The sequence below is a fragment of the Mesorhizobium kamtschaticum genome (genome assembly GCF_056174585.1).
In genome coordinates this window covers 148,452-173,827 of sequence record NZ_JBWBWI020000003.1, presented here as the reverse complement: position 1 = coordinate 173,827, position 25,376 = coordinate 148,452, and the positions used below count along the sequence as shown (strand labels likewise).

General features: G+C 60.1%; 28 protein-coding genes and 3 pseudogenes. 19 read left to right on the top strand and 12 right to left on the bottom strand.

From position 1 onward, the window contains the following. Nucleotides 1-35: 35 nt before the first annotated feature. Together AC0V7N_RS39925 and AC0V7N_RS39920 are read left to right on the top strand one after the other, a co-directional pair. Nucleotides 36-731: an EamA family transporter gene (locus tag AC0V7N_RS39925; RefSeq protein ID WP_496628702.1), complete on the top strand. Its 696-nt coding sequence runs from the start codon at nt 36-38 to the stop codon at nt 729-731. After that, on the top strand, nt 707-946 hold the full coding sequence (locus AC0V7N_RS39920) for a hypothetical protein (RefSeq protein WP_496628701.1): 240 nt from the start codon (nt 707-709) through the stop codon (nt 944-946). Before AC0V7N_RS39925 ends, AC0V7N_RS39920 begins: the two co-directional genes overlap by 25 nt. A 200-nt stretch (nt 947-1,146) precedes the next feature. Here the strand turns inward: AC0V7N_RS39920 and AC0V7N_RS39915 are convergent, their stop codons facing one another. From AC0V7N_RS39915 to AC0V7N_RS39905, 3 genes and pseudogenes are all read right to left on the bottom strand, one after another. Further along, complete coding sequence (locus AC0V7N_RS39915) at nt 1,147-1,596, bottom strand: hypothetical protein (RefSeq protein WP_496628700.1); 450 nt, start codon at nt 1,594-1,596, stop codon at nt 1,147-1,149. A gap of 13 nt (nt 1,597-1,609) precedes the next feature. Then, on the bottom strand, nt 1,610-2,272 hold the full coding sequence (locus AC0V7N_RS39910; protein WP_496628699.1) for a DUF6946 family protein: 663 nt from the start codon (nt 2,270-2,272) through the stop codon (nt 1,610-1,612). A gap of 115 nt (nt 2,273-2,387) precedes the next feature. Beyond that, a pseudogene (locus tag AC0V7N_RS39905) lies at nt 2,388-2,659 on the bottom strand (IS5/IS1182 family transposase); the annotation flags it as partial. A 131-nt stretch (nt 2,660-2,790) separates the two neighbouring features. Between AC0V7N_RS39905 and AC0V7N_RS39900 the strand changes: the two are divergent. The 3 genes from AC0V7N_RS39900 to AC0V7N_RS39890 all read left to right on the top strand — a co-directional run bounded on the left by AC0V7N_RS39900 (nt 2,791) and on the right by AC0V7N_RS39890 (nt 5,054). Next, nucleotides 2,791-3,252: a phasin gene (locus AC0V7N_RS39900; RefSeq protein ID WP_496628698.1), complete on the top strand. Its 462-nt coding sequence runs from the start codon at nt 2,791-2,793 to the stop codon at nt 3,250-3,252. Nucleotides 3,253-3,938: 686 nt separating this feature from the next. Then, on the top strand, nt 3,939-4,400 hold the full coding sequence (locus AC0V7N_RS39895; protein ID WP_496628697.1) for a hypothetical protein: 462 nt from the start codon (nt 3,939-3,941) through the stop codon (nt 4,398-4,400). 252 nt (nt 4,401-4,652) lie between these two features. Then, nucleotides 4,653-5,054, top strand: coding sequence for a hypothetical protein (locus tag AC0V7N_RS39890; RefSeq protein WP_258598147.1), 402 nt, complete (start codon nt 4,653-4,655; stop codon nt 5,052-5,054). A 6-nt stretch (nt 5,055-5,060) separates the two neighbouring features. Here the strand turns inward: AC0V7N_RS39890 and AC0V7N_RS39885 are convergent, their stop codons facing one another. The 3 genes from AC0V7N_RS39885 to AC0V7N_RS39875 all read right to left on the bottom strand — a co-directional run bounded on the left by AC0V7N_RS39885 (nt 5,061) and on the right by AC0V7N_RS39875 (nt 6,663). Beyond that, a complete protein-coding gene (locus AC0V7N_RS39885; RefSeq protein ID WP_258598202.1) occupies nt 5,061-5,381 on the bottom strand; it encodes a hypothetical protein in 321 nt (106 codons plus the stop codon). A 361-nt stretch (nt 5,382-5,742) separates the two neighbouring features. After that, nucleotides 5,743-6,342 carry a cold shock domain-containing protein gene (locus tag AC0V7N_RS39880; RefSeq protein WP_496628696.1) on the bottom strand — a complete coding sequence of 200 codons (600 nt, stop codon included), beginning with the start codon at nt 6,340-6,342 and terminating at the stop codon, nt 5,743-5,745. Nucleotides 6,343-6,414: 72 nt separating this feature from the next. Then, the gene (locus AC0V7N_RS39875; protein WP_496628695.1) at nt 6,415-6,663 is read right to left on the bottom strand and encodes a hypothetical protein; all 249 of its coding nucleotides are present in this window, start codon (nt 6,661-6,663) and stop codon (nt 6,415-6,417) included. Between the two features lie 226 nt (nt 6,664-6,889). Between AC0V7N_RS39875 and AC0V7N_RS39870 the strand changes: the two genes are divergently transcribed. The 10 genes and pseudogenes from AC0V7N_RS39870 to panD all read left to right on the top strand — a co-directional run bounded on the left by AC0V7N_RS39870 (nt 6,890) and on the right by panD (nt 16,084). Then, nucleotides 6,890-7,849 carry an NrtR DNA-binding winged helix domain-containing protein gene (locus tag AC0V7N_RS39870; protein ID WP_496628694.1) on the top strand — a complete coding sequence of 320 codons (960 nt, stop codon included), beginning with the start codon at nt 6,890-6,892 and terminating at the stop codon, nt 7,847-7,849. A 66-nt stretch (nt 7,850-7,915) separates the two neighbouring features. Continuing rightward, entirely contained in the window at nt 7,916-8,890 is a 975-nt protein-coding gene (gene nadA / locus AC0V7N_RS39865; RefSeq protein WP_496628693.1) for a quinolinate synthase NadA, read from the top strand. Continuing rightward, entirely contained in the window at nt 8,887-10,431 is a 1,545-nt protein-coding gene (locus AC0V7N_RS39860; RefSeq protein WP_496628692.1) for an L-aspartate oxidase, read from the top strand. The genes nadA and AC0V7N_RS39860 overlap by 4 nt, the downstream gene beginning before the upstream one ends. Further along, nucleotides 10,428-11,282 carry a carboxylating nicotinate-nucleotide diphosphorylase gene (gene nadC / locus AC0V7N_RS39855; protein ID WP_258598158.1) on the top strand — a complete coding sequence of 285 codons (855 nt, stop codon included), beginning with the start codon at nt 10,428-10,430 and terminating at the stop codon, nt 11,280-11,282. Before AC0V7N_RS39860 ends, nadC begins: the two co-directional genes overlap by 4 nt. Nucleotides 11,283-11,439: 157 nt before the next feature. After that, a complete protein-coding gene (gene bioB / locus AC0V7N_RS39850) occupies nt 11,440-12,381 on the top strand; it encodes a biotin synthase BioB (RefSeq protein ID WP_496628558.1) in 942 nt (313 codons plus the stop codon). Beyond that, a pseudogene (locus AC0V7N_RS39845) lies at nt 12,378-12,605 on the top strand (8-amino-7-oxononanoate synthase); the annotation flags it as partial. The gene bioB and the pseudogene AC0V7N_RS39845, both read left to right, overlap by 4 nt. A gap of 74 nt (nt 12,606-12,679) precedes the next feature. Next, the gene (gene bioD / locus AC0V7N_RS39840) at nt 12,680-13,315 is read left to right on the top strand and encodes a dethiobiotin synthase (RefSeq protein ID WP_496628691.1); all 636 of its coding nucleotides are present in this window, start codon (nt 12,680-12,682) and stop codon (nt 13,313-13,315) included. Next, nucleotides 13,315-14,581 (top strand): annotated as a pseudogene (locus AC0V7N_RS39835) (adenosylmethionine--8-amino-7-oxononanoate transaminase). Before bioD ends, AC0V7N_RS39835 begins: the two are co-directional and overlap by 1 nt. After that, nucleotides 14,578-15,561 (top strand): 3-oxopimeloyl-[acyl-carrier-protein] synthase BioZ, encoded by a 984-nt coding sequence (bioZ, locus tag AC0V7N_RS39830; protein ID WP_496628690.1) that lies wholly within the window; start codon nt 14,578-14,580, stop codon nt 15,559-15,561. Before AC0V7N_RS39835 ends, bioZ begins: the two are co-directional and overlap by 4 nt. A gap of 70 nt (nt 15,562-15,631) precedes the next feature. Continuing rightward, the gene (gene panD, locus AC0V7N_RS39825; protein ID WP_258598164.1) at nt 15,632-16,084 is read left to right on the top strand and encodes an aspartate 1-decarboxylase; all 453 of its coding nucleotides are present in this window, start codon (nt 15,632-15,634) and stop codon (nt 16,082-16,084) included. Nucleotides 16,085-16,515: 431 nt separating this feature from the next. On the opposite strand, the gene AC0V7N_RS39820 is transcribed toward panD, so the two are convergent. Then, nucleotides 16,516-16,701, bottom strand: a complete 186-nt coding sequence (locus AC0V7N_RS39820; protein ID WP_496628689.1) for a hypothetical protein — start codon at nt 16,699-16,701, stop codon at nt 16,516-16,518. Between the two features lie 731 nt (nt 16,702-17,432). Between AC0V7N_RS39820 and ald the strand changes: the two genes are divergently transcribed. Together ald and AC0V7N_RS39810 are read left to right on the top strand one after the other, a co-directional pair. After that, on the top strand, nt 17,433-18,548 hold the full coding sequence (gene ald / locus AC0V7N_RS39815) for an alanine dehydrogenase (RefSeq protein WP_496628688.1): 1,116 nt from the start codon (nt 17,433-17,435) through the stop codon (nt 18,546-18,548). Between the two features lie 608 nt (nt 18,549-19,156). Then, nucleotides 19,157-19,615, top strand: a complete 459-nt coding sequence (locus tag AC0V7N_RS39810) for a MucR family transcriptional regulator (RefSeq protein WP_496628687.1) — start codon at nt 19,157-19,159, stop codon at nt 19,613-19,615. Between the two features lie 249 nt (nt 19,616-19,864). Here the strand turns inward: AC0V7N_RS39810 and AC0V7N_RS39805 are convergent, their stop codons facing one another. The 4 genes from AC0V7N_RS39805 to pmtA all read right to left on the bottom strand — a co-directional run bounded on the left by AC0V7N_RS39805 (nt 19,865) and on the right by pmtA (nt 22,671). Beyond that, on the bottom strand, nt 19,865-20,077 hold the full coding sequence (locus AC0V7N_RS39805; RefSeq protein WP_258598170.1) for a cold-shock protein: 213 nt from the start codon (nt 20,075-20,077) through the stop codon (nt 19,865-19,867). A gap of 636 nt (nt 20,078-20,713) precedes the next feature. Continuing rightward, complete coding sequence (locus AC0V7N_RS39800) at nt 20,714-21,079, bottom strand: hypothetical protein (RefSeq protein WP_496628686.1); 366 nt, start codon at nt 21,077-21,079, stop codon at nt 20,714-20,716. A gap of 174 nt (nt 21,080-21,253) precedes the next feature. Continuing rightward, entirely contained in the window at nt 21,254-21,610 is a 357-nt protein-coding gene (locus AC0V7N_RS39795; protein ID WP_496628685.1) for a hypothetical protein, read from the bottom strand. A gap of 479 nt (nt 21,611-22,089) precedes the next feature. Then, on the bottom strand, nt 22,090-22,671 hold the full coding sequence (gene pmtA / locus AC0V7N_RS39790) for a phospholipid N-methyltransferase PmtA (protein ID WP_496628722.1): 582 nt from the start codon (nt 22,669-22,671) through the stop codon (nt 22,090-22,092). Between the two features lie 600 nt (nt 22,672-23,271). Between pmtA and AC0V7N_RS39785 the strand changes: the two genes are divergently transcribed. Together AC0V7N_RS39785 and AC0V7N_RS39780 are read left to right on the top strand one after the other, a co-directional pair. Then, a complete protein-coding gene (locus AC0V7N_RS39785) occupies nt 23,272-23,526 on the top strand; it encodes a WGR domain-containing protein (protein WP_258598203.1) in 255 nt (84 codons plus the stop codon). Nucleotides 23,527-23,728: 202 nt separating this feature from the next. Further along, on the top strand, nt 23,729-24,025 hold the full coding sequence (locus tag AC0V7N_RS39780) for a hypothetical protein (RefSeq protein ID WP_496628684.1): 297 nt from the start codon (nt 23,729-23,731) through the stop codon (nt 24,023-24,025). A gap of 726 nt (nt 24,026-24,751) precedes the next feature. On the opposite strand, the gene AC0V7N_RS39775 is transcribed toward AC0V7N_RS39780, so the two are convergent. After that, nucleotides 24,752-25,024, bottom strand: a complete 273-nt coding sequence (locus AC0V7N_RS39775; RefSeq protein ID WP_496628683.1) for a hypothetical protein — start codon at nt 25,022-25,024, stop codon at nt 24,752-24,754. Nucleotides 25,025-25,376: the final 352 nt, after the last annotated feature.

Genomic DNA, 25,376 nt, shown 5'->3' with positions numbered 1-25,376 from the left:
TCGGTAGCTTCGGCGCAGGAAGCGGGGAACGCAACATGTCGATCAGTGAGACGGCCCCCAAGGCGGACAGGGTGGGCATCGCCGTTGCGGCGATGGTTTTCACTGACCTGACGCTTTCCATCGCGGATGCGATCATCAAGGTCACGCTCTCGGACATGCCGCTGTCGCAGTTCATTTTCCTGCGGTCCTGCGTCACGCTGCCCTTGTTGATCTCGATCCTGAAATGGCGCTTTCCGCGGGTATCGTTGCGCCCAACTTATCCTGGTTGGGCCATAGTGCGAAGCAGCCTGCTTCTGTCGAGCCTGCTGATCTATTACGCATCGCTACCGCGCCTTGACTTCTCGATGGCGGCGGCCGTCTATTACACGATCCCGCTGTTCATCACCCTTTTTGCGGCCTTCTGGATCAGGGAACCCGTGGGCGTGCAAGGTTGGGTCGGTGTCGCCCTCGGCTTCGTCGGTGTGCTGCTCATGCTGAAGCCGCAGGCCGGCGATCTTAGCATCCAAGCCGTGATGCCGCTGGTTTCCGCCATTCTCTACGCTCTGGCGATGGTGCTGACGCGCACCAAGAGCCGTGGCGAACACCCCTTCGTTCTGGCGCTGATCTTCAACCTGATAGCGATCGTTCTCGGGGGTGGTGCGAGCCTGGCGACCGTGATGGCAGGGAGCGAGGGCTGCAAAGCCTGTTCATGGGCGAGTGGATTCCAATGGGCTGGACCCAATGGTCACTGATCGGGCTTTTGAGCGTGACGATGCTGATCGGCAGCGTCGGCACGGCCATCGCCTACCAGTTGGGACCCTCCTCGATCATCTCGACCTGGGACTTTTCCTATCTGGCCTTCGCAGTGCTATGGGGCGTCGTGCTGTTTTCGGAACGTCTGGATGCGGCTTCCATGCTCGGTATCGCTCTTATCGCGCTGGCCGGGATTATCGTCATCCGGCGTTAGCGGTGATATTTGAGCACCGAGGGCGGATAACGGCTTACCGGAAGGCCGCGACCAGCGCGGCCGTGGAGCCGGTCCCCAACGACAGGTCTCAATGCCCCAACAGGCTCAAGGCTGCCACCACCGCCGCGCCGGCGGCACACTCCCTCTTTGCCGCTCCGCAATCGCGAGCGGGTTAGTCCAAGGTTTCTCATCTTACGGCACTACGCTGCCACAAGGTCTCGCCCGACAGGGTTGAGAACGAAGTTGTTGCGATATTTTTCAAACAAACTCTCAACCTGATCGACCCGGAAATAGCGCTCGGCAGCCGTCTTGCTGGTTGGTTTATCCCTGCGCGCGAGGGCGTCGGAAACGTCTCTCGGGATCAGGTAAATTGCCCTGCCATTTGTTAGGTCTGGCAGAAGGATAACGATTGCAAGCCAATCGAACTGATCGAAGTCGTAGTAAGTGACGTAGGACGGCCCTTGTTTGAACGTTCGAGATTTTACAGACACCCTTTGCGGGGAATACCCGAGTGGCTGAGCGATGACATCGTAGCCAGGCCAGTTGTCAGGAACTTTGAGAGCCGGCACTCCGGCGAGGGTCAATTCAGCGGCGACCACCATCTCGCAGGCGTCACCCATCTGCTTTGACGTGTACAGTCTCGTTTGCAAGATGATGGAGCCTTCAATGTGAGAGATGTTCTGGATTTCCGGTCGACCAACCCAACCGAAGGCGTCGGCCACTTTTCAAAACGATGATGATTGGTTGGTCTGGTCGAGCCGACATGCCGAAAAGGCTGGCAAACCGCTCGAAGTCAGCGAACCACATCCGGGAGACGGAGAAGGAATGTACGATCATCGCCGCTTCGTCCGTCTTGAACCGCTTCGCCTCCAACAATGCTGCTGAGGTTCGATGCAGCAGTTGGTAGCGCACGTCCGATGGAGGTACGGCGTCTAAACCCAGCAGATCGCGGATTTGAAGCATGCGAAGTTGCTTGCCAACTGAGGGTTCTGCAAACCACTCGCCGACTGTTGGCCCGAATGGTTCCTTGACCTTGCCTTCAATGGTAGCCGCGCACGTCTCTTCGCCAAATCGGATCAAAGCGAAGACATCGCTTTGGCTATCACGGCCCCCACCGGCCAACGGCACCTTGTGCTCAGGAAACGCAGCCAATAGCTCAGCTGGTTTGTCGAACATTGCGGCGATTTCGGACGGCAGACCCCTCGCCTTTTCCCAGCTGTGCGCGAGCGTTCGAGCCGAATAGCCCATTCGCCAATGCTTGACGGGATCAGCCAAGAACGCCTGCCAGCTATCCGGCCCCGAGCTGGGAACATAAATTTGCGACATGCCGACAAGCCTCTCGAACTATGCGAGGCATGGCTATCATAATCAGATCATAACTCAGTTGATGTGATTGTTAGAATTGGAAGGTTTAGCTTCACGAAAACCAGGGCTAGAACAATCAAGCTCTTGCGAGCCTGCGGGTGAGCAGAGAATGCGAGCGACTTACATCCAGGCTTCTGCGGAAGCGAGGGATTTCTCCCAGTGCCTGGCGAGCCTGCGGCACGCCCGAGCGGCGCGGCAGGATGTCGAAGCCTTTGGCTTAATCCGTCCGCGTGACGATCTGCAGGGTAACGTGCCGATCTTTTGCATCGCGCCCTTGAGCTTCGGTCCGACATAGCCGCCGTCGGCGAAGACGTGTCGCAGCCACGGCCAGCGTTCGAGAATGTTCTTGGGGGTATTCGTGTGGCGCCAGGCACAGCCGCTCGCGCAAATTCATGGCAGCTTCATAAATCCGTTGCGGCGATTTCGTACATGGAGGAGACGGCTTTGTTTTGAGGCCGCCCCTGGAAAAGGATGGAACAATGTCCAAGATCATCGGAAATACCGAAACGATCGAAAACGCCGGCTCCCCTGCCTTGGACCCCTCCAAGTCTGTCGAGCAAGTCCGCGCTGTCGCCGAACAGGGCATTGAGCGGTCGAAGGAGGCATTTTCCAAATTCAGTTCGGATGCCGAAACGGCTCAAAAGGCTTTCGAGTCGACCTTTGCAATGGCCAAGACCACCAGCAACGAGATGCTCCTGAAGACGATTGCCGCTCTGCAAGCCAATGCCGAAGCCGGCTTCATGCACCTCGAAACTCTGGTTGCCGTGAAGTCGCCGTCCGAGTTTTTCGAACTGCAAACCGCATTCCTGCGCAAACAGATCGAGAAATCCGCCGAGCAGTCCAAGGCCCTCCAGGCATTGATGTTGAGAGCCACGGAGGACGTATCCAAGCCGATCAAGGATGCCTTTGAGAAGGCTTTGAAGGAACGCAAAGCCGCGTAATTCTTTCAGTCAACCCGAGACCGAAAGTCAGTACCTCGTCCACTGGGGCACCTCGCGCGGGCCTTCTTCAATTTTGGTCGGACGGCTTTGTCTGCCCGACCTCATCGCAGTGACGTCGTCCTCTCGGTTTTCGGCGCTTCTTGGCCTTTAGGTCCGGTCGACAATTAGTCGCGGTTTTCCCCGCTGTAGCGGACAACCCGAGCGATTTGTTCCTGCAATGCGGTGGTGCGCGTGCAAGTCGGGGAATGCACCGCCTGTCGCCGTCTCGACAATCGCGCTGCGGGCCGTCCTCCGGACCAGGTCGACACTTTGCTGATCACTCATGCATCCCGACCATATCAACGGCGTTCTGACCTTCTGCCAGAAGGCGTAGTCGATAGCGGTGACGACGAGCTCTGCATCGGGAAATAGCACCTCGTCGGATCGCACTCTAAGCAACAGTAGGAGGAATTGCGCTTGTGGAGTACCTCGTCGATTGACGTAGAATCCATCGACTTTCTTAGATTGGCCACCTGTCAGCAACCAACACAAGCATTGCCGCGCGCCCTATAGATTCGCGAGATGATGATCGCTCGTCGGCCTCGGCGTCAAGCACAGCTTGTGCGGGTACGAACGGAACCATTCACCTTGCGGAACAGCAGCAGTTGGGCAATGCTCGCCACTAGAGCATACCGTGGGGGCAGTAGATGGCCGAAGGGGCTTACCCAGGCGAAGGCGCCGACACAGCGCAGATCATTCGGCTGGCAAGTGAATATCGTGACGCAGCGCACAGTCTCCTCGCCCGTAAACTGAATGGGCTATCCTTGGCGCCGTGCCGGCTTGTCGCTGTTCATGCCATTGAACTCTATTTAAACGTTTTTCTTCGGGAAGCCGGCGTTCATGCTGCCGAAATACGTGGCTTCCAGCACGACCTTTCCAAGCGGGTGGAACGTGCGAAGAAGTCCGGTCTGGTTCTGCGCAAGCGCACGCAGCAGCATCTCGAGCAGATGACATCCGCACGGGAGTATGTAGTCACCCGGTACGGTCCGGAGATGACGAACACGTTGTCCCAAGTGAATCGTCTGATGGCGACTTTGGATGAACTGGACAAGAGGATTTCGTCCCTTGTTAGGTCAAAACGCGGCGATGGCTCGACCTCGAAGAATTAGCAACGTTCGCCGGCCCTATGCTTGGATCTTTGTCGGTGCCTTGGAGGACACGGGGATTGGAAATTGCTTATGGCAGAAACTCATCCGATCTGGTGATCGCGGTAAGCGCAATCGGCTGATCCGCCGGCTGCAACATCAAGAGCAACATCAAATGGCATCGCGACCGGTCATGATCTGGTACCTGCCAGCATTCTGCCAGTTCCTTTAGCGATTACTAATATGCTATATGCAAAAATGTGAGGGGTTAATTCCATGGGGCAGTCGCAAAGGCATATTGCACTGGTGTGGCTCATCCTGGCTGGCGATGCGGAGGCCCACGATTGGTACACCGGCAAGACTGATCCCATTCTTCATTATAACTGCTGCGGCAACAAAGACTGTCACCCAATCGATTCCAGCGACGTCAGGGCGACCAAAGACGGCTATTACGTCAGGCTAACTCGTCCCACCTACATGAATGAGCCACAAGGAGGGGAGTGGTTTATCCCCAGAGAGCGCGTCCAGGCGGCGCCGGATGATCGATACCATATCTGCGAGCGTTTGATGACGTTCTATCGGACGGTCACTCCACATATGAACTACGAGACCTTTCACAGGTTCAGATGGACGTGCTTCTTCGCACCAATGGGCACAGGTTCGATCGACGGGATGTAACCGAGCCTACATCGCGTTTGCAGGTGCGAAGAAGCAGTTTTCGTGCTCCTCGGTCGGATGCAGGCAGATGTGGAAATTGTCGTCGCCGGACGGAATGACCACGTCGTATGGCACGAAGTAGCGATTCTGATGAGTGACTTTCCGATGGTCGCCTGGTCGCAAGATGATCTCATAGCCATCGGGTCGCGGTGTTACTGTTTTGCTGGGAATCTTACCGCACTCTCCGGTCACCGGGTCGCCGTGACAGCAGGCCGGTGGATAGGTCCAGCTATCAGCGCTATGCGCAAACGCAGAGACATCCTTGAGCGCGGCAGCCGCGACGATCACGCCTGCCAAGCCCGCTATGCGTCGTGTTCCGACCGCATTCACCAATGGTCCCCTAAGCGGCGGCTAAGGTCGTCACAGCCTTTATACATCATAAGGCGGCACTAATGTAGTGCCGGAAGCGTCTATGCTAAGACCGGCAAGGGACCGGGTGCGTGACACTCAAATGCCAAGCCAACGGCATAGTTCACAGTACTGGGGAAGATCCAAATGCGAAGCTGCTGGACCATTCTTGCTGCTCTGTTTGTCGCTCGTACCGCCTTCGCCTTTCAGTGTGAGAGCATAGCGGCCGTTGCGCCACAGCCCAGCCAAAGTCTCGGTGAGACTTGGCCGATATCGGCATCTTAATCGGGCTCAATTTTTACTAGGCGAGGCGAATGCTCTGGACTTCCAAGCCTTTCTTGCCTTGCCCGCATGCGACAACCACCTTCTGTCCCTCCACCAGCGCACTGAGCCCTGAACGGGTCAGCGTGCTGGCATGAACGAAGACGTCCTTCTCACCGTTGTCAGGAGCTATGAAGCCGAAGCCCCTTTCGGGTTTGTACCACTTGACCGTGCCTCCGCTCTCTGGCTGCGCGCCCGTCTCGACGCTCGTCTCTCCAGGGACGCGCGTATGCGAGGGAGTTTTCGCGATCTGATCGCCGATCTCCAGCACCTGGGCGACTTGATGACCTTTCGGACTTTTTTCGACCGTGACCTTGAGAGGCGTTCCCTTGGCAACCTCCCGGCATCCGGCCGCCTCTAGCACTCGGACGTGCAGATAGGCCTCCCTGCCGTCCGACAGTTTGACGAAGCCAAATCCCTTGCTGCCTGTGAACCACATTACTTCGGCGTCGATAGGGTGTGCGGTCACCGTCGCCGGGCGCTGAAAGTAGCTTGGCTCGGAGGTCCGTTCCGAAAAGGAAACGGGGTCATCGTCATGGCGATGACCGCGTGGCTCGCGATGGTCTCGATATTTGCCCATGATCATCTCGACTGGCATGGATGGCGAACTACGCTACCATCAAGATAATCTCAATCGGGCGACGCGTTTATGTCAATGGCCGTGATGGCCCGCAGCTGCGCTCGGCCTATCGGTCGAACCCTTTGAAACTAGATTCATTTCATCTGAAACAATAGGGCCGGCGAGTCGATTTGTTGACTCGTACAGGTTGTGCTCGAATGCATTGATGGCGGCGCGGGCGAACTGGAGAAGAATGTCGCAATGTCGATCGACGAGCTTTGCAATCGGCGTGGTATAGGCGGTCAGCAGACGAGCGTCGTCCCGCCTTTTTCGAACGAACATCTGGCGGCGTGATCGCGTTGGAGTTAGCAACCGCACTCGATGGACGCTTCCTTCCCCAACGTTACCAACCACGGCTGTCGCATTTGGCACATTTTTGTGTAGCCGCCAAAAGCCGAAAATCGCCACGACGCGTGGTGTTGACGGGCCGACAATTATCGTACAAATACCGAATTAAATCGGTTCAGCCGCCTACGCGGCAATGCTCTGCCCAACCACTTCGGGGACCATGGACGATCGCGCAAAAGGCATCAGGAAAGGCAAGGCCTCAGTTAAGGCCAACGACGTCAAAGCCGACCTGATCGCCGTCGTTGTGGCAATGAACGGTGGGGGACCTTGTGTTCTCACCGTTGGACAGGAAGCCGCGCTGCCCTCGGGGCCATTCGAGCTTGCTCATCGTTCGCCGCAGTCGGGCCTCAGGGGATGGGTGGAACAACAGACAGGCCAGCCGCTCGGTTATATCGAACAGCTCTACACCTTCGCCGATCGCGACCGGATCGGCGGTGAACAGCGCGTGATTTCGATCAGCTACCTCGCGCTCACCCATCCAGACAAGGCTGGCGGCTCGGCCGGGCGCCACTGGAGAAGCTGGTACGACTATTTCCCGTGGGAGGATCACCGCTCCGGCACACCCGCGGTCGTGGACGAATTGCGGCTGCGCCTCATCGAATGGGCAGACGGCGCTGACGACGGCGCGACGCGCCTCGACCGGCGACGGCGGGCAGCGATCGCCTTCGGCTTCGACGACCGCCATTGGAACGAGGAACTTACGCTTCAACGCTATGAGCTGCTCTACGAGGCCGCCCTGGTGGAGGAAGCGATGCGCGGCGGATATTCGGCGGCGCCCACCTCGGTATCTGGCAAATCGATGATCGCCGATCACCGCCGCATCCTGGCAACGGCTATGGCGCGGCTGCGCTCCAAGATCAAATACCGGCCGGTCGTGTTCGAGCTGATGCCGCCGCTCTTCACACTTCTGCAGCTGCAGCGAACCGTGGAGGCGCTCTCCGGCAGGCTCATCAACAAGCCAAACTTCCGCCGGCTCATCGAGCAGCAGGACCTCGTTGAGAAGACCGGTGAGACGACGGCGGAAACCGGCGGCCGGCCCGCGCGCCTCTACCGCTTCCGCCACAACATTCTCGACGAGAGGCCCGTGGCTGGGACAAAATTGCCGCTTGCGCGGGCTTGACATCGCTTATAGTCACAACGAATATATAGATCACTTATATTCATGTAGACTATAACTGGAGGCTCGATGAGCGCCGTCCTGCCTTCGGGCGCGTCCCTGTACGACCGCGTCCGGCGCGTCATCCCCGCGATCGAATGGCCGGTATTTGCCAGCGATATCGATGCTATCCTTGCGCTGAAGCGGCAGCGAAATGCCGTCATCCTGGCGCACAACTACCAGACGCCGGAGATATTCCATTGCGTCGCAGATATCGTCGGCGACAGCCTGGCGCTTGCCCGCAAGGCGATGTCGACCGAAGCGGATGTCATTGTGCTGGCCGGGGTGCATTTCATGGCCGAGACGGCAAAGCTGCTCAATCCGCAAAAGACGGTGCTCATTCCTGATTTGCGCGCAGGCTGTTCGCTGGCGGACTCGATTACCGCCGAGGACATCCGGCTGCTGCGGCAACGCTATCCGGGCGTGCCGGTCGTGACCTACGTCAACACGTCGGCCGAGGTCAAAGCCGAGTCCGACATCTGCTGCACGTCAGGCAATGCGAAAGCCGTCGTGGAATCGCTTGGTGTTCCCAGGGTGATCATGCTGCCGGATGAGTATCTGGCCCAGAACATCGCCGCCCAGACCGACGTCGAAATCATCGCCTGGAAAGGGCATTGCGAGGTACATGAGCGCTTTACGCCGGCCGACATCCGCCAGCTGCGCGAGGACCATCCCGGCGTGACGGTGCTGGCGCATCCCGAGTGCCCGCCGGAAGTGGTGGCCGCAGCCGATTTTTCCGGGTCGACCGCAGCGATGTCTGACTACGTCGAAAAGCGAAAGCCGCCCCGCGTCGTGCTGCTGACGGAATGCTCGATGAGCGACAATGTCGCGCTCCAGCATCCGGAGCTCGAGTTCATCCGGCCCTGTAATTTGTGCCCGCACATGAAGCGGATAACGCTCGCCAACATCCGCGCCGCACTCGAAGAGAACCGCCATATCGTGACCATCGAGCCTGGAATCGCCGGGCGCGCGCGACTTGCCGTCGAGCGGATGCTCGCCGTATGAGTGCGGATGTGCGCAGCTTCTTTGGCCGGCCCATCATCATTGGCGGCGGCATTGCTGGATTATTGACCGCGCTTCATCTGGCGCCAGAACCCGTGCTTGTTTTGTCCAGGACGCCGCTCGGATCTGAAGCATCGAGCGCGTGGGCACAGGGCGGGCTGGCTGCCAGTCTTGGCGTTGACGACGATCCGGCGCTGCACCTCGCCGATACGCTCGCCGCCGGGGATGGGCTGTGCGACGCAGACATCGCAAGCCGCATTCTCCATGCGGCTCCTAACGCGATTGAGGCCCTGGAAAACCTTGGGGTCCGCTTCGATCGGACGCCTGAAGGAGCACTGCGCCTTGGCTTGGAGGCCGCGCACCGCCGCCGGCGCATCGTTCATGCCGGCGGCGACGGCAGCGGACAGGAAATCATGCGCGCGCTGGTCGCCGCCGTACGAAACGCTCCGTCGATTGTGGTGGTCGAGGGTGTGGAGGCGCGGCGGCTGGCGGTGGAGGACAATACGGTCCGGGGCGTTTGGGCAAGCTGTTCGATGAGCCCCGTGTTCCTGGGTACGGGACGGGTCGTCCTCGCGACCGGCGGGATTGGCGGCCTGTTCCACGACTCGACAAACCCGCTCGGCAGCTGCGGACAGGGGCTGGCGCTCGCGGCGCGCGCGGGTGCTGTCCTTGCCGACCTGGAATTCATCCAGTTCCATCCGACCGCGCTTGACCGGCCGGATCGCCCGATGCCGCTGATCAGTGAAGCGGTTCGCGGTGAAGGCGCTGCGATTGTCGACGAAACGGGCCGACGTTTCCTTAAAGACTTGCATGACGCGGAACTCGCGCCACGCGACGTGGTGGCGCGCGCCATCTGGACCCATCTTTCGAACGGCCACCGGGCCTTTCTCGATGGACGACAAAAGCCCGGCCCGACATTTGCGCGGCAGTTTCCGACGATTGCATCAACCTGCCGGCGCGCCGGCATCGACCCGGAGCGCGACCTCATTCCGATACGGCCGGCCCAGCACTATCACATGGGCGGCATAGCGGTGGATCGGGAGGGACGCTCCTCCGTTGCCGGACTGTGGGCTTGCGGCGAAGTCGCCTCGACTGGACTGCACGGCGCCAACAGGCTTGCCAGCAACTCGCTGACCGAAGCTGTGGTGTGCGCGCGCTGGGTCGCCGAAAGCGTGGCGGGATCTGCGATCGGCGTCAGAACACGATCGACGGCACGCGAAATTCCGGCGCCCGATTCAGTCTCCTTGCGCCCCCTCCTCTCACGCACCCTTGGCGTGAAGCGTGATGGCGAGATGTTGCGCGAGGCCGTTCGGACATTGCTTCCGCTGGCCAGACGCCACAATGCGGCGTCCGATCCCGCCGCAGTGGGACTGATGATCGCGGTTGCCGCCTTGCTGCGCCAGGAAAGCCGCGGCGCTCACCACCGCACGGACTTTCCCGATCGTGCTGCCACCGCCCGCCGCTCCAGGCTCAGGCTTGACGAAGCCTTAGCGACAGCCGACGAACTCGCATGTTCGTCAACGCTTGAAGAGGTCGAGCCATGAACCTCTCGCCGCTTCCCGCAATCATGCTCGAGCCCCTGGTGCGGGCAGCGCTTCTGGAAGATCTCGGCCGGGCCGGTGATCTGACGACCGACGCCATCGTTCCGAAGGACCTTCGGGCAACGACCGTGCTTTCGGCACGACAGAGTGGAGTTGTCGCGGGGCTCGATCTGGCGATGCTCGCTTTCAGGCTGATCGATGAGAGGATCGAGAGTACGCTTGAGTGCCCGGACGGCGGCGAGGTGGCGCAAGGACAGACCATAGCGTCGGTGAGCGGGCCGGCTGGAGCCATTCTCACCGCCGAACGCACCGCGCTTAATTTCCTCAGCCATCTGAGCGGCATCGCCACGGCGACGGCATCGATCGTCAATGCCATCCACGACCACAAGGCGAAAATCGTCTGCACCCGCAAGACGACGCCCGGTTTGCGGGCAGTCGAAAAATACGCGGTGCGCGCTGGTGGCGGCGCCAATCACCGTTTCGGCCTCGACGACGCCATCCTGATCAAGGACAACCATATCGCCATGGCCGGAGGAATCCGCCCGGCCATTGAACGAGCGCGTGCGAGTGTCGGCCATCTCGTCAAGATCGAGGTCGAAGTCGATACGCTGGCCCAGCTGGAAGATGTCCTGGCTCTCGCCCCCGACGCTGTGCTCCTCGACAACATGTCGGTCGAGGAATTGCGCCATGCGGTATCGATGGTCGCCGGTCGATGCATCACCGAAGCATCGGGCAGTATCACCGCCGCCGCGGCGCCAGCAGTCGCCGCGACCGGCGTCGATATGATCTCCATCGGCTGGCTAACCCACAGCGCGCCGATCCTGGATATCGGCCTTGATTATCGGGACTCATGATCGACTACAAACGGACGGCAGCGGGCCGATAAGCCTTCCAGTCGCCGTCAATCCGCCAGCAAAGAAGCCGTAACGCCGGAACCCAGGGAACAGGACAGGGATGCACGCATCGAATTCGACGAAGACAATGCCACAGGCGCAATGCAACGATGGCGGGATGTGGACCCTGGAGAAGGCTCGGGCTGTTCACGACGCTCCCTTCAACAATCTCCTCTTCCTCGCGCAAACCGTCCACCGCGAGAATTTCGATCCCAACAAGGTCCAGCTCAGCCGGCTTCTCAGCATCAAGACCGGCGGATGCCCGGAGGATTGCGGCTATTGCAGCCAGTCGGCGCATCACGAAACCGGGTTGAAGGCGTCGAAGCTGATGGAGGTCGACCGCGTCATCGCCGAGGCGACCAAGGCGCGCGATGCCGGCGCCACCCGCTATTGCATGGGCGCGGCCTGGCGAAATCCCAAGGCGCGCGACATGGATGCGGTGGTGGCGATGGTCGAAGGCGTCAAGGCGCTGGGCATGGAGACCTGCATGACGCTCGGCATGCTCGATCTTGAGCAGACCGCTCGTCTGAAACAAGCGGGTCTCGACTATTACAACCACAACATCGATACGTCGGAACGCTACTACAGCGAGATCATCAGCACGCGCAGCTTTGCCGATCGGCTGGAGACGCTCGAGCAGGTGCGCCAAGCCGGCATCAAGGTCTGCTGTGGCGGCATTGTCGGCATGGGCGAAGAGCCGGTGGACCGCATCGACATGCTGTTGACGCTGGCCAATCTGCCGGAGCATCCGCAAAGCGTTCCGATCAACATGCTTATCCCGATCGCCGGGACCCCGCTTGCCGAAGCCAGGCCGATCGAGCCGATCGAATTCGTGCGCGTGATCGCGCTGGCGCGCATCATGATGCCGAAATCGCATGTGCGACTTTCGGCCGGCCGCACCGCCATGACCGACGAGATGCAGGCGCTGTGCTTCTTTGCCGGCGCCAATTCAATCTTCGTCGGGGACACACTGCTGACGGCGGACAATCCCGGCGAGGACAAGGATCTTTTACTCTTCCGACGCCTCGGCATCGAGCCGATGGAACTCGAGGCGCAATGAACGGGGCGCCGCTTGCCCGCTATGACGCGACCTTGCAAGGGCTGGCGCGCAGGGACCGGCTGCGCACGCTTGCGCCGCGCGCCGGGCTCGACTTCTCGTCGAACGACTATCTCGGGCTTGCCGCATCGAGGAGGCTTGGCGGCGCGGTTGCGGCGGCGATCGCGCGGGGCACGCCGGTTGGCGCCACCGGGTCGCGGCTGTTGAGAGGCAATGCACCAGAGCATGTCCACGAACCCGACATTTCCGCCATGGTCGAGGCGCTCGTTGAGGTGCTGGCCCAAAACATGACCGGAGCGGCATGACCCAACGCATCGTCATCACCGGAACCGACACCGGAATTGGCAAGACCGTGTTTGCGGCTGGCCTCGCCGGCCTGCTCGACGGTTTCTACTGGAAGCCGGTGCAATCGGGCCTCGACGGCGAGACCGACAGCGAGGTGGTTGCGCGGCTTGCCGGCTTGCCCTCGGAGCGCGTGCTGCCGGAAGCCTACCGCTTGAAGAGCCCGCTGTCGCCGCATCGTTCGGCCGAGATCGACGGCGTCGCGATCAAGGCTGCCGATCTGACTTTTCCCGTCCTGCCGACACCGCTCGTCATCGAGGGCGCGGGTGGGCTGATGGTGCCGCTCAACCGGCGCACAAGGTTCATCGACATCTTCGCTGAGTGGCGGCTGCCAGTCATTTTTTGTGCCCGCACCACGCTCGGTACAATCAATCATACCCTGCTGTCGATCGAGGCCCTGCGCGCCCGCTCCATCCCGCTGGCCGGCATCGCTTTCATCGGCGATGAGATGGCCGATACACAACGGACAATCGTGGAATTCAGCGGCGTGCCACAGCTCGGGAGACTGCCCCTGCTCGATCCGCTGACGAGAGAAACGCTGAGGGATGCAATGATTGCCGGCTTCGCCTTCGCCTCGATTGCGGGAGGTGACTGATGTCGCAGTCCCATGTCTGGCACCCCTTCACCCAGCATGCGCTCGAGCCGGCGATCCCTGAAATCGTCATGACCGAAGGCGCCTATCTCCACAAGGCCGACGGCGCGCGCATCCTGGACGCCATCTCCTCCTGGTGGGTCGTCACGCACGGCCACCGCCATCCGCACATCATGAAGGCTATCGAGACAACCGCGTCGAGCCTCGACCAGATCATCTTTGCCGGCTTCACGCACGAGCCGGCAGACCGCCTGGCCAAGGCACTTGTCGGCCTCGCCCCCTCCGGTCTCGACTGGGTGTTCTATTCCGACAGCGGCTCGACCTCAGTCGAAGTGGCACTGAAGATGGCGCTCGGCTATTTCCGCAACATCGGCGCACCGCGCTCGCGCATCGTCGTCATGGAGCACAGCTATCATGGCGACACCATCGGCACGATGAGCGTTGGCGCCCGCGGCGTGTTCAACGCCGCCTACGAGCCCTTGCTGTTCGAGGTCGACACCATCCCCTTCCCGGTCGCCGGGCACGAACAGGAAACGCTGGATCGTTTCGAGGCCGTAAGCCGCGACCGGCGCGCCGCCGCGCTGATCGTCGAACCACTCGTGCTTGGCGCCGGCGGCATGCTGATGTATCCGGCCTGGGTTCTGGCCGAATTGAAGAAGATCACTGAGGCCTCCGGCACGCTGCTGATCGCCGACGAAGTGATGACCGGCTGGGGGCGCACCGGGACCATGTTCGCCTGCGAGCAGGCGTCTATCTCTCCCGACATCCTGTGCACCTCGAAAGGCCTGACCGGCGGCGCGATCCCGTTGGCCGCCACGCTTGCCACCGATGCCATCTTCCAGGCCCACTATTCCGAGGACCGGAAGAAGACGTTTTTCCACTCGAGTTCCTACACCGCCAATCCGATTGCCTGCGCGGCAGCACTCGCCAATGTCGAGATCTGGCGCGACGAGCCGGTGGCCGAGCGGGTCGCGGCGTTGAGTGCGAATGCAGGTCACCGGGCTTCGGCGCTTTCGTGACAATGCAAACTTCACCGACAGCAGGACGACCGGCACGATCGCGGCCCTCGATCTGCGCACCGGTTCGGCCGGCTATCTGGCCGAGATCGGGCCGAAACTGCGCGCTTTTTTCCTCGAGCGCGGCCTGCTCGTGCGCCCACTTGGCAATGTCCTCTACCTTCTCCCGCCCTATTGCGTCACCAGCGACGAGTTGGACGGACTTTATGACGCCATCGAAGAGGCCGGCGAACGCTTCGGCTCGAGGCTATGAACAGATCGTCACGCATTCTCGGGTTCGGCCATCATGCACCCGGCCGCAAAGTGGCGAATGCCGAGATCGAGAGCAATCTCGGCCTCGAGCCGGGCTGGATCGAGCGGCGCACCGGAATTCGTTCGCGCTTCTGGGCAACGGACGAAGACACGCTGTCTGGCCTTGCCATGCATGCCGGCGACATGGCGCTGGCGAACGCCGGCATTAACCGCAGCGACATCGGTCTTTTGTTGCTTGCCACCTCGACACCCGACCATCTCCTGCCGCCCAGCGCGCCGCTGGTCGCACATCAGCTGGGGCTCGGACGAGCCGGTGCGATCGATCTCACCGGCGCCTGCGCCGGCTTCATCTATGCGCTGATGTTCGCGGACGGGTTCACCCGCCTGCATGGAAAAGCGAGCCTTGTTATTGCCGCCAACATCCTCAGCCGCCGCATCAATCCAGCCGAGCGCGCAAGCTCGGTCCTTTTCGCCGATGCCGCCGGCGCCGTGGTTATCCGTCCTTGCGATAACCCAGATCGGGGCATTCTCGGCGCCTCGATGGATTCCGACGGCTCGCGCTACGGACTGATCCAGATCCCGGCAGGCGGAAGCAACATCCCGTTCCATGACGGCCTCGACCTTGGGCAAACCCGCATGACGATGACCGACGGACGCGAAGTGTTCGCCAAGGCTGTCGAGATGATGACCAATTGCTCGATAGGCGCGCTTGCCGCTGCCGGAGTGCGATCACATGATGTCGGCCGGTTCGTGCCGCATCAGGCCAATGCTCGTATCTTCGATGCGGTCGGGAGAAACCTTGGAATAGCCGATCAAGCAATCGTCAAGACGATCGCCGAATACGGCAACTCTTCCGCCGCGACAATCCCGCTGTCGCTGTCGCTGGCCAATCAGACGGAGCCGTTTCGGCCGGGCGAGAACATCCTGCTGGCAGCCGCAGGGGCGGGTCTCAGCGGCGGCGCGCTCGTGTTCGGAGTTTAGCGGGGCGACCGAGCCGCCAAGAGCACGGCAAGAACCTGACCGTGTATGATCGATAGGGACAAAAGAACCAATGCGAAAACTAGTCGCCGGCAAGCTGCACGGCATCTACGTCACCGAGGCGAACCTCAACTACCATGGTTCGATAACGCTCGACCCTGATCACTGCGAGGAAGCAGGGATCCTGCCCATGGAATTTGTGGAGATATGGAACAAGAATTCCGGTGCGCGGATTTCGACCTATGTCATTCTTGGCGAGCGCGGCTCACGATGCTGTATCCTCAACGGAGCGGCTGCCCGTACCTGCCAGCCCGACGACCAGATCATTGTCTGCAACTCCATCTATCTGGACGAAGCGCATATCACTTCGCTGAAGCCGCGGATTGTCACGTTCGACCAGGACAACAACATACTCGACCGCCTGAGCTACTCCGTCGATCTCGACGCCGATGGCCGCTACACCTTCTCCATTCTTGACGAGGCGGATGAGGCTTTGGCCATTCCTGCCCTGGTCTCCGGGGCGTGACACCCGCCGTACATGTGAGAAAGTCTCCGTCCCGTTGCAACTTGCCCAGCGCTGAAGAGGACCTAAGCCTCACGGATCTGCGTCACTCCAGCTTTGAGGAGAGGCGCGCCGCGCCTTTCGCAACAGAGGGCTTCGAGAGATGGCGCAATGTCCGCATCTCCACGCTGAGCCAACAGCAACGCGGCTCCAGTATGATTTTGCGTGTTTCACCGCTGTCTGAGGTCGGTGGCGGTGGCGGTGCAAATTCTTGCTGCTTTTACGGGCCGGTTCCTTGACGACCTGGCTTTTCATGATCTAGCCGCTGTCGATCAAGCAGGTCGCATGGCCAAGACGGCCGCAAGCAGCATTGAAATGGCCCTTCGGCGATGTGTTCCGCCCGCCGGCGCAAAGGCTCACCAGCCATCAACGTCTCCCCAAATCCGGTGCAGACGTCAGCGTCCGTCAATCGGTGGCTTGCCAGCAAGGCCGAGCCTGGCGCGCTGGTCATCGGCGACATTTTCGGCGGGAGACTGTGTCTTGAACCGAAGAACTGTCAGTTTGCCGTCCTCGACAATATGAACGACCCATCCCCCACCGGCGCGTTTGACGCGCACGTCATTTGGCTCGCCAACCACCATCGCTGCCCCTCATTTTCGTCGCCCTGGACCGAGACTGGAAGGCGTTCCCCGCGCAGCGAAAAACACGAGAGCTTACGCGACGTCAAGCGCAGATTTTGTGATAGCTGACGCCTTGCCGATTTGACGGCGAAGAGGATTTGTTCCCGGAACGTCCGACCGCGCGGCATCTTGCGCTCGTATCGATTTAGATGCCCAGATCTTGAATGTTAATGCAGGCTTAACTACCCGCAGCCAATGTGATTGAGGACGCGTATTCAGTCCGAGTAGCGCCGCAAAACCCGCCGCTCGTGCCCAAGAGCGGCGGGTTTTTCGGCTGTGAAACGCTGGCGCGGAGAAGGCGGTGCAATCTAATCGCTGCGCCGCAAACAGGTCGCGACCGGCGGGCAGCAGGACATCGTCGGCAGACGTGGTTTTCACAGCAGCGCGTCACGATCGCCCTAGTTTTGCCGAGCCGTCATGTGCAGCCATGGCGTTCACGCCGGACTGAATCCGGCGCGCATCTTTCTGCAAAGTCCCAAAAGAATGGCGATATCGATCCTGTCGAGAATGGCGATATCAATCGTGTCGAGCGGCAGTTTTCGTGAATCCCGCGAATATCTCGCTATTTCGCGCAACGATTATCGAAACCGGGCTGTTCGTGCAAGCGCATTCGCAAACACCTGCACAGCGATTCGTGGTTCACTCCAGCCATACAGGGAACGAGCCCAAATGGGCCGGATCAGGAGAAGACAATGCGCGTCGGCTGCCCCAAGGAAATCAAGAACCACGAATATCGCGTCGGGCTCACACCCGGCTCGGTCCGCGAATATGTCGCCCACGGCCATGAAGTGCTGGTCGAGACCGGCGCCGGCGCCGGCATCGGCGCTGATGACAACGCCTACCGCGCCGCGGGTGCTGTGATTGCCAAGACGGCTGCCGACGTGTTCGCCAAGTCGGACATGATCGTCAAGGTGAAGGAGCCGCAGCCCAATGAATGGGCGCAGCTTCGCGACGGCCAGATACTCTATACCTATCTTCACCTGGCTCCGGACCCGGAGCAGACGAAGGGCCTACTCGCTTCCGGCGTGACCGCAATCGCCTATGAAACCGTGACCGACGACCGGGGCGGCCTGCCGCTGCTGGCGCCGATGTCGGAAGTCGCCGGACGCTTGTCGATCCAGGCCGGCGCCACGGCGCTGCAGAAGGCCAATGGCGGCCGCGGCGTGCTGCTTGGCGGCGTGCCCGGCGTGCTGCCTGGCAAGGTCACCGTGCTCGGCGGCGGCGTCGTCGGCCTCCATGCGGCCCGCATGGCTGTTGGGCTTGGCGCCGATGTCACCATCATCGACCGCTCGATCCCGCGCCTGCGCCAGCTCGACGACCTCTTCACTGGCCGCGTCCACACCCGGTACTCAACCGTCGAGGCGCTCGAGGAAGAGTGCTTTTCGGCCGACATCGTCGTCGGCGCAGTGCTCATTCCGGGCGCCGCGGCACCAAAGCTGGTTTCGCGCGAAATGCTCTCGGGCATGAAGAAGGGTTCGGTGCTGGTCGACGTCGCCATCGACCAGGGGGGCTGTTTTGAGACCTCGCATGCGACCACCCATGCCGAACCGACCTACGAGGTCGATGGCGTCATCCATTACTGCGTCGCCAACATGCCGGGCGCGGTGCCGGTCACGTCGGCCCACGCGCTCAACAACGCGACGCTTCATTATGGGCTGCAACTCGCCGACAAGGGCCTGAAGGCGCTGGTCGACGACCACCACCTGCGCAACGGCCTCAACGTCCACAAGGGCAAGATCACCAACCGTGCGGTCGCCGAAGCACTCGGCTATGAACTGGTCGAGCCGAAGGCGGTGCTCGCCGCCTGATTTCAACAAAAAGAGTTTCCTCCCGTCGCCCGCCGGTTCGTTCCGGCGGGCTTTTTTTGGCGACGATTGGCCAGAGGCGTCTTCCCCTCTCCTTTCCATCAATGTCGCGGTGCAGCTCGTCGGGGCGAAGCCTGGTCGAGGATGAAGCTGAACGCCCCAGCCGCCGGCTCTTCCAGATGCTGGGCACCGGGCCCCTCCCCGTGAGCACGCGCCTTGGCGCCCGAGGTGCTTGTTCAATCGTTGCGACCAGATCCCAGATCGTTGTGAGTTCGATCCTGCTGCTTTGCAGGCGGCCAGCTCTGCTCTCGGGGTAGCCATTGTCGAGCGCGCCGGACATGAATTCTCCCGAATGATCTATTCCGATCTTCAGCATAGAAGAGATCTAGAACGGGCTTGGCGGCGTTTCAGGATCGCCTCCTCATCACATCGAGCATGGACGCTCCAACCGCGGTCGGATCAGCACGAGCAAGACGGCGGGATGCGTCGCTATTGACCACGGTGCAGGACGAGCATGGCAAAAGTCTTGCCGGGGCTTTATTGCTTTCAACAGAAACCGCCACTATGTAGCGACACTTCGCCAGCTGTCTTTCAAGCGACCGGAGAGTTCCATGACAGAAGAAGCGGACAACAACATCGACGTCCTCATCGAGCTCACCGCCGATGTCGTCTCAGCCTATGTCTCCAACAATCCGGTCCCGGTAGGTGAACTCCCTGCGCTGATCGGCCAGGTGCACACAGCGCTGAAAGGCACGGCCGGCAGCGTTTCCGCAAAAGAGCCGGAGGCTCTCGAGCCTGCAGTCCCGGTCAAGAAGTCGGTGACCCCGGACTACATCATCTGCCTTGAGGACGGAAAGAAATTCAAATCGCTAAAGCGCCATCTGTCGACCGACTATGGGCTGACGCCGGACGAATATCGCGCCAAATGGGGTCTATCGGGAGATTATCCGATGGTCGCGCCGAATTACGCCGCTGCGCGCTCGGCGTTGGCTAAGACGATGGGGCTCGGCCGCAAACCGAAAGAGCCGGAAACGGAGCCAGCGAAGACCCGCAACAAAGCCGCCGCCTGACTTTATCTCTCGAGGTTCGTTGTGGCGCGCGCAACAGACAAAGTCTGCGCGGAAGATGAAAAGGCGGGGAACCAACCCCGCCTTCCCTTTCAAACAGCTTGGTTTCCCCAGGATTCGCGCCGGCGCGCAGCAATCTCCTGCTCCAGCGTTCCGGTCGAGCCTTGTTCTCGCCCGCTTCTTATTGGGCGGCCATCAGTCAGTCCTCGCCGTACCGCGTTCATCCGGCGGTTGCCAGCAGGCAGGAGAAAATTAGCCAGCTTTGCTGAGGCTGCCAGCTGAGGACTTGCCGGTGCGGCGGTCCTGTTCGACTTCATAGTTGATCTTCTGACCATCAGCGAGGGTCGAAAGGCCCGCTCTTTCAACGGCGGAAATGTGGACGAAAACATCCTGACTGCCATTGTCGGGTTGGATAAATCCAAATCCCTTGGTGCTGTTGAACCACTTCACGGTTCCGGTCGCCATATGTGTGTTCCTTTGTAACAATTGCAACGTGGGCAGGCCGCTAGGCCAGTCCCGATTCATAACCGAAACTTCTGCGTTAGGCGCAGCAAAAACGAAAAATTTGCAAGGCCCGGTTCGATCGGCCGGCAGCAACTCGCGCGCTTCATCATGACCCTATCATCATCCTGCGTTTCCGCCGCTCACATAGCCCAAAACAACCGCGGGATCTGAAGCCTGGCAGAGCCATGTCTATGGCTATGATCTCCTCCGAGGACAGCCGTCCGGCGCATTGGCCGCAACACATAGTCCTGCGGGTGACCGTAAACCTTTGCAATTAGGATGCGCCAGGGTCTCGGGTCACGGCAGGTTTCTTGGTCCGAAGGTGATGCCAGGGTGGTTCGGATTGATCCCGCCGGAGCCCGTCGCGTCCCGCGTTCAACGTGAGCAGTTTGAGGACGGGGACGAAGCCGGGTCTCACTGCCGAGAGGCTGCTGCTGGCCGCCGTTCGCGCGCCTGCTTCCTTATCACCTCCGCGCCATCTGCCTGGAACGTTTTCGATAGCCGGTGAAATTGACGAGTTGGACGCCAGGCACACTTGCACCCGAACATGATGTCTCCGCTGCTTTGCCCGCAAGGCAGGAAGCGGCGCTCAGCCGGTTAGAAAAGGGCGAAGTGACCTGAGCTCCGAAGCTTCGCTAGCAGGGTGATGGCCGTTCCGCAGGGGTCAATCTTCGCTTGCTCACGTAACGGAGACGCATCCCTGGCAGCCAACTCTGCCACCAAACGGGCGGTGTCGCCGTTTACCGATGCGCATCTAAGTTGTCCATTCTTCTCCATCACGATTATTGCCGTGCCGGTCACGCCATATCCAATCGCAGCCATGCGCTGAACGCAGATATCGCCGTCGACACGGACATCGAAAAGAACCGATCCAGCGGTTTTCTCCGCAGCGTCAGCCACACGATCACAGAACGGCCGCTGCAGGCCTTCGATATTGCCGAGTGACTGCTCAAACAATGCCAATTAAACATGCTCCGCCACCATGGCTGCGAAAATGAGCGCCGGCTGGCTCAATGGACAATAGGCCAGGGCTGACTATCCACACACCAACCGCGCTCCCGATGCCTACATCGCAACTGCGCTTGACCGGCGCTACTTCGCTTGTCCGCGGCATGCCCAAAGCCGTTGCAGCGCTCCTCAAACAGATTGCGCAGGCATCAGAGCCGAAGATGGCCGATAGGACGGACGACCTTCTGATATCACTTCGTTCGTCCTCCCAAGCGCCGCCGCCCTTTTCCCAAGAACCTCTTTGTCTTCGCTAAAATAGCCAAAGTTAAATTTCGAGCGTTTCGGCTTGGCGGAAATTAGGGTCTCGGTGGATAAATCCGCATGGCTTTTGGGGTACTGGCAGGAAGACCGATGCGCGGGCGTGGATGGATCAAGGCATTGCGTCAGGACGACGCTCGGCAGGTGCGTGCGCGCATTGCGGAACTGGAGCGCGACCTCATGGCGACCACACCACAAGGGCGCCATCGACGTTTCGAAGTCGGACATGAACTCCGCAATGCGAAGTTCCGCCTCGAATGCCTGGAGGAATGCATCGCCGGAATATCGGAGAGAGGTGCGCGTTAGCGGAAGCTTCGCCGCTCTCAATCTGCCCTGGTGCGACCTGGTCGGAGGGGAAGCCCAATGCAGCCTGCAACCATGTTCTGTCTGCTCGTCATCGGCACTCTGGCCTATGTCGTCTACCGCTGTACCAAGAAGTTGGTCGAGGATGTGCCCGATACTATCGCCCGCAGGCTGCTGCCTCAGAGCCGCCGCGCCGTCTGCCTGGAACGTTTTGCCCTTGACGAGTTGGACGCCAAGCATGCTTGCATGGCGAACCTCACTTCTCCATTGCGGTCAATCGATCCCCGGCAAGATGCGCAATGGAAAGGCGGGCCACCTAGGCACGCCCAGCACCAAGTTCAGTTCGGCCTGCGGTCCTGTACGAGGATTCCAAAAGCCCACCTGTTGCTCGTGTCCCCCTGTGGTCACACTGCTCGTCGATAGATCCAGAGTTGTGCGGGGGGAACGTTGCGGACGACGAAATCATGGTGAGAAACGATGTAGCGGTCGGGCATTTTGAGCACCGGTGACAGAAGTCCGTAGGTGATTTGAATCACGGGCCGCCAGGCGGGAATTCGCGCAAGCAAGTCCTCCAGCAGCGTGATGCGCTGTTGCATCGGAAAGCTCAACATAGGCACCGCGCTTATGACGCAATCGAATTGCTCCCGGCGCTCCCCCAGAATTTCTTCCAGGGCAAACGCATTGCCCAAGCGGAAATCCACCCTCGGAAAGCGTCGCACCAGGCCATCATAAAAATCCTTGGAATATTCGACCGAAGTCAACTGATGCGGTTTGATGCCTCTTTCCGGGATCGCCTTGGTGATGACGCCAGTCCCGGCACCCAGCTCCAAAACCGGCAATCCAGAATGCGGGTTGACCACACTAGCCATGCGGCACGCCGTATGGATCGAGGTGGGCATGAGCGCGCCCACACCTTTCTTATCCTTCTGCCAACATTTGAAGAATTGCACTTCTTCCTCAAATTTCTTGCCAAGTCGCTCTTTCAGTCAAAAGACCATATCTGCTCCCTTTTCTCGATCCTGGATCGGAGCGACTTTTTGTCGAAGTTTTGCTGCATAAACAAGCCTGACTGTGAGGGCTGATTGCCGCGCGGGAGCCGCGAACCGCCCTCGCCGGCTGGCACGCCCGGTCGATCGAAGCGACATGGCTGCCTTCAGCCGCGTAGCATCGGCAAGCCCCAGATATGGTTCGAGGCGAAGTCCACGCCTTGTTGCGCCGGCGAACTTCCTGACCAGCGCAGCTCCTACAAAGCCCACTCTTGTCGGCGAGCTTCGGCGTTAACGGCAGCACATGCGACTTGAGCAACCCTTGCTTATAGTCTGGAGAGAGCCTGACGCCGATATCAATGCAAGAGTTTAAGCCTCGGTTTTCGATTGGACACTCGAAATGGGGCGCGTCGGTGTTCGCTGTCGCAACGAAGACCGCGAGATGCTCAAAGCGATCATGAAACGCATCATCCGCGAATGGCGAAAGGGCGTGAGCGCTGACGCTGGTGCCACTGATCCATCAAGATGAAGAATCCATGGCGACGGACCGATTCATGAAAGTCGTTGGACGCCGCTTCCAAAGGAAGCGAGACTCCGGCCATGGAGAGAGAGGAGACAGGCTCGGTTCATCTTCGCCGCATCGATCCGGCGCAGAACATGCGGCGCTTCTATACGCTCGCGATCCAGCCTACCCTGTTTGGCGGCGCCTCCGTGATCCGCAACTGGGGCCGGATCGGCACGAATGGCCAATCGATGATGGAGACATTCGACAGCAGCGACGATGCCGATTCCGCGTCGAAGCGACTCGAACGCTCGAAGCGCCGACGTGGATATCGCGATAACGGCGCCGCCTGAGGGCGCAGCTTGCTTGCGCATGAACTGTGCGGAGCTCCGTTTTCGGTCCCTCTCAGAGGAGATGACGAGATCGTGTCGGAAGAACGCGATACCACCAGACGCGCAGCAAGCTCCGCTACTGTTGGAACTTTTCATGGGAATCCGATCCGAAATGAGGGATGAATCCGAGGAAATATCGAACACCCTCATGTGGACTTGCCGCATGATCCTGGAAAGCGGTACCGAGGATCGGCAGCGTATCGCGCTCGCCTATCAGGAAGCGCAAACCCTGGTTGCCAGCATCCCGAGGGACATTGGCGATGCTCGCCCGCGCATCGCGGCCTACATCAAGCGGTCTGATACCTATAGGGCGGTGGACGATATTGCCTGCGTCGGTTGGACGATGACGGCCATTGAGGAGCGGGTGGACGAACGAAACCTCTCCACCTGGCGGCAGCTCCGCAAGATCATTGACAAGATCCTCAGGGAGCTGCCCTTGTCCAAGCCGGCAGTGCATTGATGGGCAACGCGATCCCCTCATCTGCCCGATCGGAGTCGCCCTTCGTTCAAGTGACCTTGCCTTCGATGCCGAGATCGATGTCGGTCGCTAGCGCTGCCTCCACCTTGGCGCTGACAACCGCGCAAGCGCTCGAAATCGTCGAGAGCATGATCGAGGCAGGGAGACGGCTCCAAGCGGCGTCACCGTCATGCGGAGCTCGATGTCGTAATCCGCGCCGGTCCACATCTTGATGGTGCTATAGCGATACCCAAGCGCTGACCGTCATATTCGAGATCGAAGCCGCCGATCGAGCGATGATGGTTCACCTTCTTGTTGGAGTTGGACGAGCGCCTATGTAGCCAAATCTTGCGAGCCGCACGAGGCAAAGCCTCCCTGCCGAGATCACGCTTTTCAGGTGACCGCCAATTGCGCCGGGTACGCACAGAGCGGACAGCACGAACATTCCAGGCGCAAATTTGGGGCCGGCGGGGAGCCTCACCGTTCTTGCATAGCTGCACTGCACAAAATGTGTTTGCGCATCGCACAACTTTTAGCCATTAAGCCTGCAGCTGATGCACGCGATGGTCTCCTCCCATTCCATCGTATCAGCTGTTCCTCTGGAGGTTTTAACCTTCACACCTAAAGGGCCTCGGTTTTCCGATGGCCCTGTTTTTTTGGCGGTACGATTACCTTCGTCACTGTGCGCAACGCCGGGCGACCGCCGCTTCAGCCATCAGGCTTTTGGGGTCATTTCTGCCTGACGGAGTCGACCCCTCCCGACAGAAGCCTGACCTTTGCCAGTCTTCTACGGGCAAGCGTTCGCGCCAAAAGTTCAAAGCCGCGTCCGTAACATTCAACAATGAAAGCCAGCGTCATCAGATCGAGCAGAAAGTCGTCGATCGCATATGTGAGCGCGTCAGACCTTTGTTCAAGCTGAAGCAGCAGGGCGCGCGTCTCTTCGATCGCGGCCCCGAAATCTTCTGCGTCAATCAGCGAGTCAATCCTGTCGAAGATCTGCAAGCGTCCTCACTCTCCCCAAGACATACTCAGCGCATCCAACGCCGCTGGTGAGTGAGTTTCCAACGAAAGAACATGGCCGCGTCTCGCGAAAGGCATCGCTCAGCAAAGTGCCCTTTGATGAAGCATAATGAGTGAAACGACAAGCGAGAATGCGGGCTCCCAAAACTATGCACCTTGGATGATGTGGTTGAAGGCAAGATGAACCCGCGCGGGTCTGCTTAACGCGGCTCTCGGCCGCAAAACTCTGGTTAGGTTCCATCTTTGCTTCTTTGGCGGAACCTAATGCTTCCCGCCGGCTGGCGAGATGAGCCCCCCGATCGTTGATACGATCTGCTTGGCGTCCAAACGCGAG

What these genes read in the sequence shown, in the direction of transcription:
- bioD (WP_496628691.1), top strand. Translation starts at nt 12,680, where the DNA reads ATGACCCAACGCATCGTCATCACCGGAACCGACACCGGAATTGGCAAG.
- AC0V7N_RS39920 (WP_496628701.1), top strand. Translation starts at nt 707, where the DNA reads ATGGGCTGGACCCAATGGTCACTGATCGGGCTTTTGAGCGTGACGATG.
- AC0V7N_RS39820 (WP_496628689.1), bottom strand. Translation starts at nt 16,701, where the DNA reads ATGGTGGTTGGCGAGCCAAATGACGTGCGCGTCAAACGCGCCGGTGGG.
- panD (WP_258598164.1), top strand. Translation starts at nt 15,632, where the DNA reads ATGCGAAAACTAGTCGCCGGCAAGCTGCACGGCATCTACGTCACCGAG.
- AC0V7N_RS39785 (WP_258598203.1), top strand. Translation starts at nt 23,272, where the DNA reads ATGGAGAGAGAGGAGACAGGCTCGGTTCATCTTCGCCGCATCGATCCG.
- nadA (WP_496628693.1), top strand. Translation starts at nt 7,916, where the DNA reads ATGAGCGCCGTCCTGCCTTCGGGCGCGTCCCTGTACGACCGCGTCCGG.
- AC0V7N_RS39780 (WP_496628684.1), top strand. Translation starts at nt 23,729, where the DNA reads ATGATCCTGGAAAGCGGTACCGAGGATCGGCAGCGTATCGCGCTCGCC.
- bioB (WP_496628558.1), top strand. Translation starts at nt 11,440, where the DNA reads ATGTGGACCCTGGAGAAGGCTCGGGCTGTTCACGACGCTCCCTTCAAC.
- AC0V7N_RS39810 (WP_496628687.1), top strand. Translation starts at nt 19,157, where the DNA reads ATGACAGAAGAAGCGGACAACAACATCGACGTCCTCATCGAGCTCACC.
- AC0V7N_RS39795 (WP_496628685.1), bottom strand. Translation starts at nt 21,610, where the DNA reads ATGTCCGACTTCGAAACGTCGATGGCGCCCTTGTGGTGTGGTCGCCAT.
- AC0V7N_RS39805 (WP_258598170.1), bottom strand. Translation starts at nt 20,077, where the DNA reads ATGGCGACCGGAACCGTGAAGTGGTTCAACAGCACCAAGGGATTTGGA.
- AC0V7N_RS39925 (WP_496628702.1), top strand. Translation starts at nt 36, where the DNA reads ATGTCGATCAGTGAGACGGCCCCCAAGGCGGACAGGGTGGGCATCGCC.
- AC0V7N_RS39875 (WP_496628695.1), bottom strand. Translation starts at nt 6,663, where the DNA reads ATGTTCGTTCGAAAAAGGCGGGACGACGCTCGTCTGCTGACCGCCTAT.
- AC0V7N_RS39870 (WP_496628694.1), top strand. Translation starts at nt 6,890, where the DNA reads ATGGACGATCGCGCAAAAGGCATCAGGAAAGGCAAGGCCTCAGTTAAG.
- ald (WP_496628688.1), top strand. Translation starts at nt 17,433, where the DNA reads ATGCGCGTCGGCTGCCCCAAGGAAATCAAGAACCACGAATATCGCGTC.
- bioZ (WP_496628690.1), top strand. Translation starts at nt 14,578, where the DNA reads ATGAACAGATCGTCACGCATTCTCGGGTTCGGCCATCATGCACCCGGC.
- AC0V7N_RS39895 (WP_496628697.1), top strand. Translation starts at nt 3,939, where the DNA reads ATGGCCGAAGGGGCTTACCCAGGCGAAGGCGCCGACACAGCGCAGATC.
- nadC (WP_258598158.1), top strand. Translation starts at nt 10,428, where the DNA reads ATGAACCTCTCGCCGCTTCCCGCAATCATGCTCGAGCCCCTGGTGCGG.
- AC0V7N_RS39890 (WP_258598147.1), top strand. Translation starts at nt 4,653, where the DNA reads ATGGGGCAGTCGCAAAGGCATATTGCACTGGTGTGGCTCATCCTGGCT.
- AC0V7N_RS39880 (WP_496628696.1), bottom strand. Translation starts at nt 6,342, where the DNA reads ATGGGCAAATATCGAGACCATCGCGAGCCACGCGGTCATCGCCATGAC.
- AC0V7N_RS39860 (WP_496628692.1), top strand. Translation starts at nt 8,887, where the DNA reads ATGAGTGCGGATGTGCGCAGCTTCTTTGGCCGGCCCATCATCATTGGC.
- AC0V7N_RS39910 (WP_496628699.1), bottom strand. Translation starts at nt 2,272, where the DNA reads ATGTCGCAAATTTATGTTCCCAGCTCGGGGCCGGATAGCTGGCAGGCG.
- AC0V7N_RS39900 (WP_496628698.1), top strand. Translation starts at nt 2,791, where the DNA reads ATGTCCAAGATCATCGGAAATACCGAAACGATCGAAAACGCCGGCTCC.